Annotated in this window: 12 protein-coding genes and 2 pseudogenes; 12 read left to right on the top strand and 2 right to left on the bottom strand. The window is 63.1% G+C overall.

Annotation, left to right across the window (positions count from 1 at the left end):
- The first annotated feature begins 143 nt into the window (after positions 1-143).
- Positions 144-1,061, top strand: a complete 918-nt coding sequence (locus N7E02_RS10525) for a LysR family transcriptional regulator (protein ID WP_286581863.1) — start codon at positions 144-146, stop codon at positions 1,059-1,061.
- 9 nt (positions 1,062-1,070) lie between these two features.
- On the opposite strand, the gene N7E02_RS10520 is transcribed toward N7E02_RS10525, so the two are convergent.
- Both N7E02_RS10520 and N7E02_RS29585 read right to left on the bottom strand, forming a co-directional pair.
- Positions 1,071-2,276, bottom strand: coding sequence for an amidase (locus N7E02_RS10520; RefSeq protein WP_353622870.1), 1,206 nt, complete (start codon positions 2,274-2,276; stop codon positions 1,071-1,073).
- Positions 2,277-2,332: 56 nt separating this feature from the next.
- Positions 2,333-2,497 carry a hypothetical protein gene (locus N7E02_RS29585; protein ID WP_353622869.1) on the bottom strand — a complete coding sequence of 55 codons (165 nt, stop codon included), beginning with the start codon at positions 2,495-2,497 and terminating at the stop codon, positions 2,333-2,335.
- 201 nt (positions 2,498-2,698) lie between these two features.
- On the opposite strand from N7E02_RS29585, the gene N7E02_RS10515 reads away from it, so the two are divergent.
- The 11 genes and pseudogenes from N7E02_RS10515 to N7E02_RS10465 all read left to right on the top strand — a co-directional run bounded on the left by N7E02_RS10515 (position 2,699) and on the right by N7E02_RS10465 (position 15,657).
- Entirely contained in the window at positions 2,699-3,772 is a 1,074-nt protein-coding gene (locus N7E02_RS10515) for a LacI family DNA-binding transcriptional regulator (protein WP_286583756.1), read from the top strand.
- Positions 3,773-3,845: 73 nt separating this feature from the next.
- Positions 3,846-4,772, top strand: coding sequence for a nucleoside hydrolase (locus N7E02_RS10510; RefSeq protein WP_286581861.1), 927 nt, complete (start codon positions 3,846-3,848; stop codon positions 4,770-4,772).
- Positions 4,769-6,556, top strand: a complete 1,788-nt coding sequence (locus N7E02_RS10505; protein WP_286581859.1) for an adenine deaminase — start codon at positions 4,769-4,771, stop codon at positions 6,554-6,556. The genes N7E02_RS10510 and N7E02_RS10505 overlap by 4 nt, the downstream gene beginning before the upstream one ends.
- An 11-nt stretch (positions 6,557-6,567) precedes the next feature.
- A complete protein-coding gene (locus N7E02_RS10500) occupies positions 6,568-7,245 on the top strand; it encodes a phosphoribosyltransferase (protein ID WP_286581857.1) in 678 nt (225 codons plus the stop codon).
- A gap of 271 nt (positions 7,246-7,516) precedes the next feature.
- Positions 7,517-8,566: a dipeptidase gene (locus N7E02_RS10495; protein ID WP_286581855.1), complete on the top strand. Its 1,050-nt coding sequence runs from the start codon at positions 7,517-7,519 to the stop codon at positions 8,564-8,566.
- A 52-nt stretch (positions 8,567-8,618) separates the two neighbouring features.
- Positions 8,619-10,261: pseudogene (locus N7E02_RS10490) on the top strand (ABC transporter substrate-binding protein).
- A gap of 230 nt (positions 10,262-10,491) precedes the next feature.
- On the top strand, positions 10,492-11,496 hold the full coding sequence (locus N7E02_RS10485; RefSeq protein WP_374730716.1) for an ABC transporter permease: 1,005 nt from the start codon (positions 10,492-10,494) through the stop codon (positions 11,494-11,496).
- Positions 11,493-12,421: pseudogene (locus N7E02_RS10480) on the top strand (ABC transporter permease). Before N7E02_RS10485 ends, N7E02_RS10480 begins: the two are co-directional and overlap by 4 nt.
- The gene (locus N7E02_RS10475; RefSeq protein ID WP_286581852.1) at positions 12,418-13,254 is read left to right on the top strand and encodes an ABC transporter ATP-binding protein; all 837 of its coding nucleotides are present in this window, start codon (positions 12,418-12,420) and stop codon (positions 13,252-13,254) included. The pseudogene N7E02_RS10480 and the gene N7E02_RS10475 overlap by 4 nt, the downstream one beginning before the upstream one ends.
- The gene (locus tag N7E02_RS10470; RefSeq protein WP_286581848.1) at positions 13,251-14,000 is read left to right on the top strand and encodes an ABC transporter ATP-binding protein; all 750 of its coding nucleotides are present in this window, start codon (positions 13,251-13,253) and stop codon (positions 13,998-14,000) included. The genes N7E02_RS10475 and N7E02_RS10470 overlap by 4 nt, the downstream gene beginning before the upstream one ends.
- Positions 14,001-14,178: 178 nt before the next feature.
- On the top strand, positions 14,179-15,657 hold the full coding sequence (locus N7E02_RS10465; protein WP_286581847.1) for an ABC transporter substrate-binding protein: 1,479 nt from the start codon (positions 14,179-14,181) through the stop codon (positions 15,655-15,657).
- The last annotated feature ends 37 nt before the right edge of the window (positions 15,658-15,694 follow it).

The following is a 15,694-nucleotide window of genomic DNA, read 5'->3' as shown; positions in this document are numbered from 1 at the left end:
GGAAAGGGTCGTTCCAGGAAAAGGCCAAGGGATCCTCCGGGGTTCCGTTCACGGAAATAGCAGTCTGGCTGCCGGATTAGCGTGCCGATGCGGCGTCAACAAGGCCCGTTTACTCAAGCTGCCATGACGGATAGTAATAGGGCATGACGAACCTGTCGCGAAAGCTTCTGCCCTCGACATCGGCGCTTGCCGCCTTCGATTCCGTTGCGCGGCTCGGCAGTTTTTCGACGGCGGCCGACGAGCTGTCGTTGACGCAGGGAGCGATAAGCCGGCAGGTTTCCGGGCTCGAAGAGCAGCTCGGCGTGATGCTGTTCGACCGTACAAGTCGGGGCGTGGTGCTGACGCCGGCGGGCGCGGATTTTGCTCGGGCGATCGCCGGGGCGCTGGCGCAGATCCGTTCGGCGTCGCTGCATGTCATGACCAAACGGCATAGCGACCAGCTGAATCTCGCCATCCTGCCGACCTTCGGGACGCGCTGGCTGATGCCGCGCATCCCGCAATTCGTGGCCCGCCATCCGGAGATCACGCTGAATTTCGCGACAAGGATCGGGGTTTTCGATTTCGATCGGGACGGCATCGACATGGCGATCCATGTGGGGCAGCCGGAATGGCCGGGCGCAGACTGCACCTTCCTGATGGACGAGATGGTGGGGCCGGTCTGCTCGCCGGCGTTTCTCGCAAGCCACCCCGTGAGCCGGCCGGAAGACCTGATGCGCCTGCCGTTGTTGCACATGGCGTCACGGCCCGGCGCCTGGAGGCATTGGTTCGAGAGCCTGCATGTCGCTTCGACTGCGGGTGAGGGCATGCGCTTCGAGCAGTTTGGCAGTGTGGCGCAGGCCTGCATTGCGGGCCTCGGCGTGGCGCTGATGCCGCTTTTCTTGATCGATACGGAACTGGCGAACGGGCAACTGGTCGAGGCGTTTCCGCATCAGGTCGTCAGCCCCAGCGCCTATTATGCGGTGGCGCCGCAGGCGAAAAGCGAGTTCCGCCCGGTCGTCGCCTTCCGGGCGTGGCTGCTTGAGGAGGTCGGGCGCTACCGGCAGGAGATCGTCGCCTGGTAACAGTCAAGTTCAAAGCTTCGGTCTGATCGCCAGCCAGTCCGTTGCGGCCTCATAGGCGAGCGCCATTTCCAGCACGGCCTTGTCGGCCAGCGGTCGGCCGATGATCTGGATACCGTTCGGCAGGCCCTTCTCATTGAAGCCAGCCGGCATGGCGGCAACCGGCAGGCCGGCCATCGAGGGCCCGATCACCACTTCCATCCAGCGATGATAGGTATCCATTGTCCTTCCCGCGATCGCCTTCGGCCAGGGCGTTTCGGCGTCGAAGGGGAAGACCTGGGCGGATGGCAGGATCAGGTAATCGTAGCGTTCGAACAGGCTGAGACTATAGTGGTACCAGGCGGTGCGGCGCTTGGAGGCGAAATGCACTTCGCGACCGGTCATGTCGAGGCCGCGCTCGATTTCCCAGATGATGTCCTGCTTCAGTTTTTCCCGCTTGGCCGGATCGGCATAGGTGTCGCGCATGGAATTCGCGGTGAGCCAGCTTCTCAGCGTCGTCCAGGATTGCCAAAGGTCAGTCATGTCGAAGTCGGGCACGACGTCTTCTACCGTGCAGCCGAGATGTTCGAAGACGGGCAGGGTGGCGCGGCAGAGATCCAGCACGCCGGGTTCGAAGGGCAGGTAGCCGCCGAGATCGCCGAGCCAGGCGATGCGAGCGCCGGAAAAATCGCAGCCTGCCTGCGGTTTCAGGTCTTCGGTGGGCAGCGACATCGGATCGCGGGGATCATGGCCCGCCTGGGTGGAAAGAAGCGCTGCCGTGTCGGCAACGGTGCGGCCCATCGGACCCAGTGTGGACAGGCGTGCGGCATAGAGTTCCGGCTTGAGGACGTTGGGTATGCGGCCGGTGCTGGGGCGGAAACCGACGACATTGTTGAAGGCGGCGGGATTGCGCAGCGAGCCCATCATGTCGCTGCCATCGGCGACGGGCAGGAGATGAGCGGCGAGCGCTGCCGCCGCACCGCCGCTGGAGCCGCCAGCGGTCTTCGAAAGGTCGTAAGGCGTTTTCGTCGTGCCGTGCACCGGATTGTAGCTCTGCGAGCCCATGCCCTGTTCGGGCGTATTGGTCTTGCCGATGATGATCGCGCCAGCATTCCTGATGCGCTCGACCATGGCCTCGTCCTTGTCGGGGACGAAATCGGCAAAGAGCGGCGAGCCGTAGGTGCAGCGGATGCCCTTTGCCTCGCAGAGATCCTTGATGGCGATCGGCATGCCGTGCATCCAGCCATGCGATGTTCCACCGGCGAGCTCCCGGTCGCGCTGCGTAGCATCCGCAATCAGGAATCCGCATCGCGCAGGCTGACGATGGCGTTGACGGAAGGATTGAGCCGCTCGATCCGCTTGAGATAGGCCTGCATAACCTCGACGCAGGAGGCCCGGCCGTCGTGGATCGCTTCCGACAGCGATGTTGCCGAAAGTGCGGTGATTTCGTCGTCATGCATTATTTCTGAACCCCTGATTTTTGTTGGGTCCGAATTCAATGGGTCGAGAAGGCCAAGTCAAGGCGTGAACAGGGTTGGGCCTGAGTGCGTCCTGGAACATCGTGGCGTAGGAGTCACAGTCTCTCCACATCCGGTTGTGTCGGGGTCGACAGAAAGGGGGACTTGGATATGTTTGATTAAACGATTAATCACTTGCTGCTCATGAACTTCAACCGCCCGCCAGCCACGATGACTGCGATTGCCGAAGCGCTGGGCGTTTCGGCGGCGACCGTGTCGAATGCGCTTTCGGGCAAGGGGCGGGTTTCGGTGGATCTCGCGGCCTCGATCAAGGCCAAGGCCGACGAGCTCGGTTACGTGCCGAGCCAGGCGGCCAGGGCGCTCAGGACCGGGCGCAGCGGCGTCATCGGTCTCGTGCTTCCCGATATTTCCAATCCGCTCTTCCCGCAGATCGCTCAGGCGATTGAGCACGCCGCTTCGGCCGCCGGGTATGGCGTCCTGATCGGCGACAGTCGCGGCCAGATCGTGCGGCAGGCAGAGGCGATCGGACGGTTGCTCGAGCGCGGCGTTGACGGCTTGATCGTCGTTCCGCGGCGCGGTTCACGGGTGGTCGATATCGGTGCGCCCGTCGCGATCATCGATAGTCCCTCGACGCCGGGAAACACGGTTTCGTCCGACCACCGGGAAGGTGGCGAGCAGATGGGCCGCTATCTCGCCTCGCTCGGTCACCGTCGTGTGCTGCTGGTCGGCCAGAGCACGTCTTCCAACGTTCAGGTCGACCGACTGGGCGGGCTGAAGGCGGGTCTTGGATCGAATGTTCAATCCGAGACCCTGTGGATTGAAACGTTGGAGACCACGCTCGGCGAGGGGCAGTGTCTCGGTCTGTCGGCGAAAGTCGCGGATGGATTTACCGCCTTTGCGGCCTCGTCCGATCTTCTGGCGCTTCGGGTGCTGACGGAACTTCAGCGCAGCGGCATCGACGTGCCCCGGCAGGCCAATGTCACCGGTTTCGATGATCTTGTCTGGTCTTCGGTGGTGACCCCGCAGTTGACGACGATGCGCCAGGATCTCGACCTGATCGCCGAGCGGGCTGTTGCCGCACTCGGTGTGGCGATCGGCGAAAGGGATGGATCGCGGGCGGGTGCCGGTCCGATCGTCGCTGGCGCTTGCGCGGCTTCGAATGGCGACCGGGTGCCGATGCAGCTTGTCGTTCGTCAGTCGACGGCGGCTCCTTCGTTTCCATCGGAAGAATTGCAGAAGCGGGAGGAGTCCGAGTGATCCAATTCCCGCAATCGAGCGTATATAGCGAAAAATCGATGAATGTTATGGTTGTGATTGTGAGGCGTGCGTGATGGGTATCTGGATCGACACCGATATGGGGTTCGATGATCTGGCGGCCATCATGGTCGCCGCGCATGAAGGCATGGCGATAGACGGCGTATCGCTGGTCTATGGCAATGCGCCCCTGGCGCAGGTTCGCCGCAACGCGGCCTCCGCCGCCGCGGCCTTCGTCTGGCCGTTTCCGATCCATGCAGGCCGGGCGCTGCCCGTGTTCGGAAAGCTGGAAACGGCAGTCTCGATCCTGAGTGATGCAGGCATGCCGACCGTTGGTCAGGCACTGCCCGAAGCGGCTGATCATTTTCCCGAGAATGGGTTCGAAGCGCTGTGTGCCTGGCTGGAAAAGAGCGAGGACCAGTGCCGCATCCTGGCGCTTGGGCCGCTCACCAATATCGCCGCCGTGGCGCTGGCGCGGCCGGATCTGGCGGCGAAGATCACCGACCTGACCTGGATGGGCGGCGGGCTGACCGCCGGCAATCATACGGCTTCGGCGGAGTTCAATGCGTTTGCCGACCCTGAAGCGGTAGGGATCGTACTTGCCCACGGCATTCCGTTCCGCATGGTCGATCTCGATCTCTGCCGCAAGGTGCTGTGCGCTCCCGAAGATGTCGATCCCGTGCGGGCCGCTGGCGGACGCAATGCCACGCTGCTGGCTGACCTGCTTGCCGGGTTCGTGGCGATTGCGACGAGCCGTGGTCGGCCCGCGATGGCGCTCTACGATGCTGTGGCGGCGGTGGCCTTTGCCCGTCCCGAACTCGTGACCTGGCAGGAGGCGCGTATCGATATCGAGGTGGCGGGACAGGTGACCCGCGGGCGGACGGTCGTGGAAGTACGGCCGGGTCGCGGTGGCGAGTTCAACGCCCAGTTCGCCGCCGAGATCGACATCGAAAAGGCAAAGGCCGTCATTCTCGAGACATTGAGGGCGGAGGCGAGCTGGTGAGGGAAATCATCGCGACAGTCGGCGAATTCACCGATCCCTGCCTGCGTGACAGGGCGGTTGCGGCCGCATGCGGAAAGGTCCATTTCGACGTCCTGATCACCGGCGGCACTTTGGTCGACATGGTGACCGGTGAACTGCGTCCCGCCGATATCGGCATTGTCGGGCCGATGATCGCCAGCGTTCACGACCGTGGCGCGCGTTCCGACGCCGAACGGGTGGTCGATGCGACCGGCACGTTCATCTCGCCTGGATTGATCGACACGCATATGCATGTCGAAAGCTCGATGGTGACGCCTGCCACCTATACTGAAGCCGTCGTGCCGCGCGGCGTGACGACGGTTGTCTGGGATCCGCATGAATTCGCCAATGTCTGTGGCGTCGACGGGGTGGCCTGGTCGGTCGAAGCGGTGAAGCGGCTGCCGCTGCGTGCAATGGTGATGGCGCCATCCTGCGTGCCTTCGGCGCCGGGCTTCGAAGTGGCCGGCGCCGACTTCGACGCCGACGCGGTCGAAGAAATGCTGATATGGCCGAAGATCGCCGGGCTTGCCGAAGTGATGAACATGCGTGGTGTCATCGACCGCGAGCCGCGCATGCGTGGTATCGTGCAGGCGGCGTTGGTTTCCGAAAAACTGGTCTCAGGCCATGCTCGGGGGCTTGCCGGCGGAGACCTTGCCGCCTTCATGTCGGCCGGCGTGACCTCTGATCATGAACTGACCTCGGCCGACGACCTGATGGACAAGCTGAGAGCCGGTCTTGCGATCGAGATGCGCGGCTCGCACGATCATCTCCTGCCGGAATTCGTCGATGCCTTGAACACGCTCGGCCATCTGCCGCAGACGGTGACGCTCTGCACCGACGATGTGTTTCCCGACGATCTCATCGATGGCGGCGGGCTCGATGATGTCGTGCGGCGGCTGGTGCGCTACGGCATGAAGCCGGAATGGGCGCTGCAGGCGGCGACGCTGAATGGTGCCGTTCGGATTGGCCGGGCCGATCTCGGCCTGATCGCAGCGGGCCGGCGCGCCGATATCGTGCTTTTCGAAGACCTTGCGGAGTTCCGCACACGAGCGGTGCTGGCAAGCGGCCAGATCGTCTCGCGCGACGGCGCGATGGCGATCGAGGTCCCGCGAGTGGACCCCAATCCGCTGCGCCGCTCGGTCAAACTTCAGTTCCTGCAGGAAGACGATTTCAGACTTCGCTCGCAGGGCACCCAAGTCAGGATCGCGACCATCGATCGGCCGCGCTTCACGACTTGGGGGCAGGCGGATGCGGCTGTCGAGCATGGTTTCGTGGTACCCCCGGAGGGCACGGTGTTGATCGCCGTCACCCACCGCCACGGCCGTGCAGACAGCCGCACCCGTTTGGGTTTCATGAAAGGCTGGGGCACATGGCGCGGCGCGTTCGCGACCACGCTCGCCCATGACAGCCACAACCTCACCGTCTTCGGTGTCGATCCGAGCGACATGGCTGCAGCCGCCAATGCGGTGATCGGCGCCGGCGGCGGCATGGCCGTAGCGCGCGACGGCGAGGTGGTGGCTATGCTGCCGCTGCCGCTCGCCGGCCTCGTTTCCGAGGCGCCGCTCGATGAGGTCGCGGACGGGTTTCGCGAGATCAGGGCCGTGATGGACGCGATCGTCGACTGGGAGCCGCCCTATCTGGTGTTCAAGGCCTGTTTCGGCGCGACGCTTGCCTGCAATGCCGGCCCGCACCAGACCGACCGGGGGATTGCCGACGTGACGACAGGCACGCTATTGGAAAGCCCAATTCTGGAAGTTCTGGCCTGACGGGAGTTCTGATGCAGCCGCATGATTTCTGGCAGGAGATGCACCCGCCGGGCACGTTCGATGAGGCGGGCCCGTTCTCGGACTTCTTTCCTGCAAGGCTCGACCGCGGCGAGCAGATGCGTCTGCCGATCCGACCGCTTGCCGATGGAGAGCATGCGCTGGCATCCCTGATCATCAACCAGGCGAGTTTCGACGTGCAGGATGCGCTGGCCGCCGATCTCGCGCCGAAGATCGCGGCGCTCCGCCCGGAAGTGATCGTCGGCCTGCCGACGCTCGGGCTGACGCTTGCCGCAGCCGTTGCCCGCATGCTCGGCTTTGCCCGCTACGTGCCGCTCGGGACGTCGAAAAAGTTCTGGTACGACGAGGCGTTGTCTGTGCCGCTCTCTTCCATCACCACGCCGGAGCAGCAGAAACGCCTCTATGTCGATCCGCGGATGATGCCGCTGATTGCGGGCAAGCGGGTGGCGCTGATCGACGACGTGATTTCGTCAGGCACCTCGATCGTCTCCGGCCTTACGCTGCTTACTTCGCTCGGGATCGAGCCGGTGGCGATCGGCGCGGCGATGCTGCAGTCCGATCGCTGGGAGGCGAAGCTCGAGGCGCTCGGGCCGCAATGGCGCGGGCGGGTGGTTTCGTGTTTCAGGACGCCGATGCTGAAGAAGGCGGGCGAGGGGATGTGGTCGGCTTGATCGGGCGGGCTGCTGTACGCAGAAAAGACCCCTCCCAACCCTCCCCACAACGGGGAGGGCTTAACCCAGCCGGACTGTCGAGCCTCAATTAGGGCAGATGGATGCCGCGAGTTTTCTCCCCCTTGTGGGGGAGATGGCCGGCAGGCCAGAGGGGGACTTTCGATGTGCAATAGCTCTGACCTGATCGCACTTCACCCTTGCGCATACTTCCCCGCTGGCTAGGATCGGCGCCACCCACCCTCAGACAGATCACAATTTCAGGAAGACTTTGATGGAACTGGTGTTCGACGGCCATAACGATGTTTTGTTGCGGCTCTGGCGGAACATGAAGGCGGGGGCGGATCCCGTTGCGGAATTTTCAAACGGCACGCCGGAAGGGCATATCGATGCACCGCGGGCGCGGGAAGGCGGGCTCGCGGGCGGGCTCTGCGCCATCTATATTCCCTCCGGTGATCTGGTGCTTAAGGATCCCGACGCCAACGGTCATTACAACACGCCTCTTGCCGCCCCGCTCTCCTATGCGCCTTCGCTTGATATCGCGATGGAAAAGGCCGCGATCGCCGTCAGGCTGGACCGGGCCGGTGCGTGGAAGCTCTGCCGCTCGACGGCCGATATCCGCCAGGCGATGAAGGACAATGTGTTTGCTGCCGTTCTGCACATGGAAGGCTGCGAGCCGATCGACCCGGATCTCGACAATCTCGATGTCTTCTATGCCACCGGCCTGCGGTCGCTCGGCCCGGTCTGGAGCCGCCACAACATCTTCGGCCATGGCGTGCCCTTCGCCTTCCCCATGACCACCGATACGGGGCCGGGGTTGACGGATATCGGCTTCGAACTGGTGAAGGCCTGCAACCGCCTCGGTATCCTGATCGACCTGTCGCATATCACCGAGAAAGGCTTTTGGGATGTCGCGAAGACCTCCGACCAGCCGTTGATCGCCAGCCATTCCAACGTTCATGCCCTGACGCCAGTGGCGCGCAATCTGACCGACCGCCAAATGGACGCGATCAAGGACAGCGGCGGTCTCGTCGGCCTGAACTATGCCGTCACCATGCTGCGCGACGATGGGCTGGACAACAAGGACACGCCGCTTTCTGCCATGGTGAGCCATGTCAACTACATGGTCGAGCGCATGGGCATCGACCATGTGGCGCTCGGATCCGACTTCGACGGCTGTACCGTGCCGAAGGAAATCCGCGACGCGGCGGGCAATCAAAATCTGGTTGCAGCCCTAAAATCCCAGGGGTACGCTGGCGACGATTTGGCCAAGCTCTGCCGCGAGAACTGGTTGAGGGTTCTCGGCAAGGCCTGGCACGAATAACGGCCCGCAGCGGGTCGAAAAATACGAGCAAATGAAAACAGGGGAACTGATCATGCTCCATTCACTCCGTAGCTCCGTGCGCGTTCTGTCCACGGGCGTCGCGCTTTCCATCATGCTGGTCGCGGCGCCGCAGGCTTTGCCGCGACGCCGGCCGATACGCTGGTCGAGGGCTTTGCGATCGACGACATCATCACGATCGATCCGGGCGAGGCCTTCGAGCTTTCGACTGCGGAAGTGACCGCCAACAGCTACAGCAAGCTCGTGATGCTCGACCCGGCCGATACGTCGAAGGTGGTCGGCGATCTGGCGGCAAGCTGGACGGTCTCCGACGACGGCATGACCTATACGTTCAAGCTGAAGCCGGACCTGAAATTTGCATCCGGCGGCGCGCTGACGGCCGAAGACGTGGCATTCTCCTTCGAACGCGCCGTCAAGCTCGACAAGTCGCCGGCCTTCCTGATCACCCAGTTCGGCATTACCGGCGATAACGTGACGGAAAAGGCCAAGGCAACAGCGCCGGACACCTTCACCTTTGTCGTCGACAAGCCCTATGCGCCGAGCTTCGTGCTCAACGTGCTGACCGCGACTGTTGCGTCGGTCGTCGAAAAGGCGGTGGTGATGCAGCACGCCAAGGCCATGACGCCGTCCGACGACTACAAATACGATACCGATTTCGGCAATGAATGGATGAAGACCGGCTTTGCCGGTTCCGGCCCGTACAAGGTGCTGGCATGGCGCGCCAACGAGGCGGTCATCATGGAAGCCAACCCGAATTATTACGGCGAAGCGCCGAAACTGAAGCGCGTCATCTACCGCCACATGAAGGAAAGCTCCGGCCAGCGCCTGGCGCTGGAAAACGGCGATATCGACGTGGCGCGCAATCTGGAACCGGGCGATGTGGATGCCGTTTCCAAGAAGGAAGGCCTGTCGGTCACTTCCGCGCCGAAGGGCACCGTCTACTATTTCAGCCTCAACCAGAAGAACGAGAACCTCGCCAAGCCGGAAGTGATCGAGGCCTTCAAGTATCTGGTCGACTATGACGCTATCGGCGCGACGCTGATCAAGGGCATCGGCGAGATTCACCAGACCTTCCTGCCCAAAGGCCAGCTCGGTGCGCTTTCCGACAACCCGTACAAGCTCGACGTCGCAAAGGCGAAGGAACTGCTCGAAAGGGCGGGCCTGAAGGATGGCTTCACGGTGAGCATGGACGTGCGCAACACCCAGCCGGTGACGGGCATTGCCGAAAGCGTGCAGCAGACGCTGGCGCAGGCCGGAATCAAGCTGGAAATCATTCCGGGCGACGGCAAGCAGACGTTGACCAAGTATCGCGCCCGCACCCACGACATCTATATCGGCCAGTGGGGTTCCGACTACTTTGATCCGAACTCGAATGCCGAGACGTTTACCGTCAACCCGGACAATTCCGACGAGGGCAAGAACAAGACGCTCGCCTGGCGCAATGCCTGGGACGTGCCGAAGGAACTTTCCGACGCCGGCAAGGGTGCGCTTCTCGAAAAGGATGCGGCGAAGCGCGCGGCCATCTACGAGGACCTGCAGAAGAAGGTGCTGGCGCAGAGCCCCTTCGTCATCGTTTTCCAGCAGACGGAAGTCGCCGGCTATTCGTCGAAGCTGAAGGACTACAAGCTCGGCCCGAGCTTCGACACCAACTTTGTCTATCCGGTGTCGAAGGAATAGTCTGGGCTGTTGGCCGAACCGTCGCGTCTTGCGCGACGTCATCCTCGGGCTTGTCCCGAGGATCTGCCGACGGTCCAGGTTATTGATCCGTTGCAGATGCTCGGGACAGGCCCGAGCATGACGTCCAGCGTGAGGCGCCTCTCACCAAACATCTCAAGGAGAACTCCTTGACGCTTACCGATACGACGGCAGTGACGCGGCGCAGCCGGCGCCGTGCTTCCTCCTTCGGGATGGCAGTGGCCCGTTTCGTGGTCACGGTCGTCACCACCTTCCTCGGCCTCTTGGCCGTCACCTTCTTCATCGGCCGCGTCGTGCCGATCGACCCGGCGCTGGCGATCGTCGGCGACCGTGCGCCGGCCCACGTGGTGGAGCGGGTGCGGGAAGAACTCGGGCTCAACCTGCCGCTCTACCAGCAGTTCTGGATCTATATAAAACAGGCGCTGACCGGTGATTTCGGCACGTCGGTACTGACCACCAATCCGGTCATGGCCGATATCGCCCGGGTGTTTCCGGCAACGATCGAGCTTGCGACGATCGGCACCATCATCGGTGCGCTGATCGGCGTGCCGCTCGGCGTGCTGGCGGCCGTCAAGCGCGGTTCGATCGCCGACCAGATCGTCCGTGTCATCGGACTGATCGGCTATTCGGTGCCGATCTTCTGGCTCGGGCTGCTGGCGCTGGTGCTGTTCTATGCCAAGCTCAACTGGGTCGCCTATCCGGGCCGGATCGATATCGTCTACGAATACACGTTCACGCCGGTGACGGGTTTCTACCTGCTCGATGCAATCTGGCAGGCGCAGTGGGATGTGGCCTGGGACCTGTTCCGTCACATCATCCTGCCCGGCGGACTGCTCGGCTATTTCTCGCTCGCCTATATCAGCCGCATGACGCGGTCATTCATGCTGAACGAGCTGCAACAGGAATACGTGGTGGCGGCGCGGGCCAAGGGGCTGTCGGAGACGCGGATCATCTGGTTCCATGCGCTGCGCAATGCCGCGGTGCCGCTGGTGACGGTGATCGCGCTGTCCTATGCAGGGCTGCTCGAAGGTTCGGTGCTGACCGAGACGATCTTCTCCTGGCCGGGGCTGGGGCTCTACATCACCAATTCGCTGCAGAATGCCGACATGAATGCCGTGCTCGGCGGCACGATCGTCATCGGTGCCGTGTTCGTCACCATCAACATCTTGTCCGATCTTCTCTACCGGACGCTTGATCCGAGGACGAGAAGCCGATGAGTGCGGTCGACAATCTCAAGCCATACAGCCGCGACTGGCTGCTCTCCGAACAGCCGACCTCGCGGCATCAGGCCCGGCTCGGCCGTGCCTATGTGATCTGGCGGCGGTTTTCCGCCAACCGGCTGGCGCTGGCGGGTCTCGGCATCATTCTGTTGCTGATCCTCGTTGCGATCTTCGCCGATGTGCTGGCACCGCATAACCCGGTGCAGGGCGACCTGATGAACGCGCGGCTGCTGCCGCCGGGTTCTGCCGGATATCTGCTCGGCACCGACGACCAGGGACGCGACATCCTCTCGCGGCTGATCCATGGCTCGCGGCTGACGCTTTTCGTCGTCGTGCTGGTGGCGATCATCGCCGCCCCCGTCGGGCTGATCATCGGCACGGTCTCCGGTTATGCCGGTGGCTGGGTGGATGCGGTGCTGATGCGGATCACCGACATCTTTCTGGCCTTTCCGAAGCTCGTCCTGGCGCTGGCACTGGTCGCCGCACTTGGACCGGGGATCGAGAATGCGGTTCTTGCCATCGCCGTCACCTCATGGCCGCCTTACGCGCGTATCGCCCGTGCCGAGACGATGACGTTCCGCAACTCGGAATTCATCTCTGCCGTGAAGCTGATGGGGGCATCGCCGTTCCGCATCATCCTGCGCCATGTCATGCCGCTCTGCCTCTCCTCGCTGATCGTGCGTGTGACGCTCGACATGGCGGGGATCATCCTGACCGCCGCAGGTCTCGGCTTTCTCGGCCTCGGCGCGCAGCCGCCGCTGCCGGAATGGGGGCGATGATCGCGTCGGGCCGTCGCTTCATTCTCGACCAGTGGTGGGTGGCGGCGATGCCGGGTGCGGCGATCCTGATCGTCAGCCTCGGCTTCAACCTGCTCGGTGATGGTCTGCGCGATGCGCTCGATCCGAAGGAGGCCGGGCAATGACGGAAACGCTTCTGACGGTCGATGACCTGCGCGTGACCTTTCCGACCCGGACCGGCGAGATCGAGGCGGTGCGCGGCGTGTCCTTCACGCTTGGGCGCGAGCGGTTGGGTATCGTCGGCGAAAGCGGTTCCGGCAAGTCTCAGACAGGCCGGGCGATCATGGGGCTGACGCCGAAACATGCGAAGATCGCGGCGAAGACGCTGAATTTCGCGGGGCGGGATCTGCTCAAAATCTCCGACAAGGAGCGGCGCGATATCCGCGGCAAGCGGATCGGCATGGTGCTGCAGGATCCGAAATATTCGTTGAACCCGGTCATGACCATCGGCCGGCAGATCATCGAGACGCTGAAGACGCACGAGAAGGTGTCCACCTCGGAGGCGAAGGCGCGCACGCTCGCCATGCTGGAGGCGGTGCAGATCCGTGATCCGGAGCGCGTCTTCTCGCTCTATCCGCACGAGGTTTCCGGCGGCATGGGTCAGCGGGTGATGATCGCGATGATGCTGATCTGCGGCCCGGAGCTGCTGATTGCCGACGAGCCGACCTCGGCGCTGGACGTGACTGTGCAGCTTGAAGTGCTGGGCATTCTCGACAAGCTGGTGGCCGAGCGCGGCATGGGGCTGATCTTCGTGTCCCATGACTTGCGGCTGGTCTCCTCCTTCTGCGACCGGGTGCTGGTCATGTATGCGGGGCGCGTGGTGGAGGAACTGCCGTCGGCGGATCTTTCCAAGGCGCAGCATCCCTACACGCAGGGGCTGTTGAACTGCCTGCCGGTGATCGGGTCCGACAGGCATCCGCTGCCCGTTCTCGATCGCAAGAAGGAGTGGGCGCTATGACGGCGGTATTATCCGTTCGCGATATGGTTGTCCGCTTCGACGAGTTTCTGGCGCTCGATCATGTGTCGCTCGATGTCGCGGCCGGCGAGAGCTTTGGGATTGTCGGCGAGAGCGGCTCCGGTAAATCGACACTGCTGCGGGCCGTGGCGGGGCTCAACGCGTTCGAGGCCGGGTCGCTCACCATCAACGGCCAGTCCTATTCCGGCCGCAGCCGGTCGAAGGAATTCTACCGCACCGTCCAGATGGTGTTTCAGGATCCTTACGGCTCGCTGCATCCGCGCCAGACAGTGGATCGGCTGTTGCTGGAGCCGCTGGCGATCCACGGTTTCGACAATGTCGATGCGCGTATCATGCGGGCGCTGGACGAGGTGGGATTGGGCTCCGGCTTCCGTTTCCGCTATTCGCACCAGCTTTCCGGCGGGCAGCGCCAGCGTGTCGCGATCGCCCGGGCGCTGATCCTCGAACCGAGGGTGCTGCTGCTCGACGAGCCGACGTCTGCGCTCGATGCCTCGATCCAGGCGGAAATCCTGAACCTGCTGGAACAGGCGCGCAAAGACCGCAACCTGACCTTCGTCATGGTCAGCCATGATCTCGGTGTGATCCATCACATGTGCGGACGTCTTGCCGTGATGAAGTCCGGCAAGGTGGTCGAGACGGTGGCGGCCGATGCCTTGGAGAGCCACGATTTCTCCGCTGACTATACGCGGCAGCTGCTCGTCGCGAGTGAAGGGTTTCGCCGCGTTTAGCGCGTGTTTCAGCACAATCGGAACTGTGGGACACTGCGCAATTGGGCATTGTGTGCAATTGCGAAATGTCCTTAGATTGCACCGACAAAGCTGCACTCAGCGAATAACGGGGAGCGTATAGAATGCAGAATGGTATCTCTTGGGGAGCCCTCGGGGCGGCGATTTCCCGACGGGGGTGATGGTGCTTGCGCTTGCCGCCGGCGTCTCCTTTGCCGCGCCTTACGCGCAGGCCGCGCCGAAGACGGCAGTGACGATCGGCATGGCGGTGGAGCCGGGCGGGCTCGACCCGACGATCGGCGCGCAGGTGATGATCGGGCAGGTGACCTGGCAGAACATTTTTGAAGGCCTGACCACCATCGACAAGGACGGCAAGGTTCAGCCGCAGCTTGCCGAGAGCTGGGAGGTCGCTGCCGACGGCAAGACCTATACGTTCACGCTGCGGCAGGGCGTGAAATTCCACAATGGCGTGGCCTTCGACAGCTCGGCCGCAAAATTCACGCTCGACCGCGCCCGCGGCGCCGACAGCGTCAATCCGCAGAAGCGCTATTTCACCTCGATCGAGACGATCGAGACGCCGGATGCATCGACGCTGGTGCTGAAGCTCAAACATCCGACCGGCAGCCTGCTCTATTGGCTCGGCTGGCCGGCGGCCGTGATGGTGGAGCCGTCGACTGCGGCTGAAAACAAGTCCAATCCGGTCGGCACCGGACCGTTCACCTTCGGCAGCTGGGCCAAGGGCGTGAAGGTCGATCTGAAGAAGAATGCCGACTACTGGAACAAGGATGTTGCGGTGAAGCTGGAGACGGCCTCGTTCCGCTTCATCAACGATCCGCAGGGACAGTCCGCGGCGCTGACGGCCGGCGACGTGGATGCGTTTCCCGAATTCGGCGCGCCGGAACTGGTTTCCTCCTTCGAGGGCAGCGACAAGCTGGCGACCGTGATCGGCAATACCGAGCTCAAGGTGGTGGCGGGGATGAACAATGCCCGCAAGCCGTTTTCCGACAAGAAGGTCCGCCAGGCGCTGATGATGGCGGTCGACCGGGCGATGGTGGTGGAGGGCGCATGGTCCGGCCTCGGCACGCCGATCGGCAGCCACTACACGCCGAACGATCGGGGCTACAAGGACCTGACCGGCGTCTATCCGTATGATGTCGAGAAGGCCAAGGCGCTGCTTGCGGAGGCGGGTTATCCCGACGGCTTCTCCTTCACCATGAAGGCGCCGCAGATGGCCTATGCGCAGCGCTCGTCGCAGATCCTGCAGGCACTGTTTGCCGAGATCGGCGTGACGATGGACATCCAGACCACCGAGTTTCCGGCGAAATGGGTGGCGGACGTGCTGAAGGCCGCCGATTACGACATGACCATCGTCGCCCATGCCGAGCCGATGGACATCGATATCTACGCCCGCGATCCCTATTACTTCAACTACAAGAACCCGGCCTTCAACGAAGTGCTGGAAAAGGTCGAGGCGACGGCCGACACTGCCGAGCAGGATAAGCTTTACGGCGAAGCGCAGACCATTCTCGCCGACGACGTGCCGGCGCTGTTCCTCTTCGTCATGCCGAAGCTCGGCATCTGGGACAAGAAGCTCAAGGGCCTGTGGGAAAATGAGCCGATCCCGTCGAATGTGCTGACAGAGGTGCATTGGGAAGAGTGAGGGAATTGGTAGGGCAAGGCGGCGCGGCATACCGATC

It is taken from the genome of Terrirhizobium terrae (genome assembly GCF_030323265.1).
In the GTDB taxonomy this organism is placed as follows: Bacteria; Pseudomonadota; Alphaproteobacteria; order Rhizobiales; family Rhizobiaceae; genus Neorhizobium.
This window is presented reverse-complemented; position numbering and strand designations above follow the sequence as displayed.

Bases quoted from the DNA above. Each gene is read 5' to 3' on its own strand.
- N7E02_RS10525 (WP_286581863.1), top strand. From the start codon at position 144: ATGACGAACCTGTCGCGAAAGCTTCTGCCCTCGACATCGGCGCTTGCC.
- N7E02_RS10520 (WP_353622870.1), bottom strand. From the start codon at position 2,276: ATGCACGGCATGCCGATCGCCATCAAGGATCTCTGCGAGGCAAAGGGC.
- N7E02_RS29585 (WP_353622869.1), bottom strand. From the start codon at position 2,497: ATGCATGACGACGAAATCACCGCACTTTCGGCAACATCGCTGTCGGAA.
- N7E02_RS10515 (WP_286583756.1), top strand. From the start codon at position 2,699: ATGAACTTCAACCGCCCGCCAGCCACGATGACTGCGATTGCCGAAGCG.
- N7E02_RS10510 (WP_286581861.1), top strand. From the start codon at position 3,846: ATGGGTATCTGGATCGACACCGATATGGGGTTCGATGATCTGGCGGCC.
- N7E02_RS10500 (WP_286581857.1), top strand. From the start codon at position 6,568: ATGCAGCCGCATGATTTCTGGCAGGAGATGCACCCGCCGGGCACGTTC.
- N7E02_RS10495 (WP_286581855.1), top strand. From the start codon at position 7,517: ATGGAACTGGTGTTCGACGGCCATAACGATGTTTTGTTGCGGCTCTGG.
- N7E02_RS10485 (WP_374730716.1), top strand. From the start codon at position 10,492: ATGGCAGTGGCCCGTTTCGTGGTCACGGTCGTCACCACCTTCCTCGGC.
- N7E02_RS10475 (WP_286581852.1), top strand. From the start codon at position 12,418: ATGACGGAAACGCTTCTGACGGTCGATGACCTGCGCGTGACCTTTCCG.
- N7E02_RS10470 (WP_286581848.1), top strand. From the start codon at position 13,251: ATGACGGCGGTATTATCCGTTCGCGATATGGTTGTCCGCTTCGACGAG.
- N7E02_RS10465 (WP_286581847.1), top strand. From the start codon at position 14,179: ATGGTGCTTGCGCTTGCCGCCGGCGTCTCCTTTGCCGCGCCTTACGCG.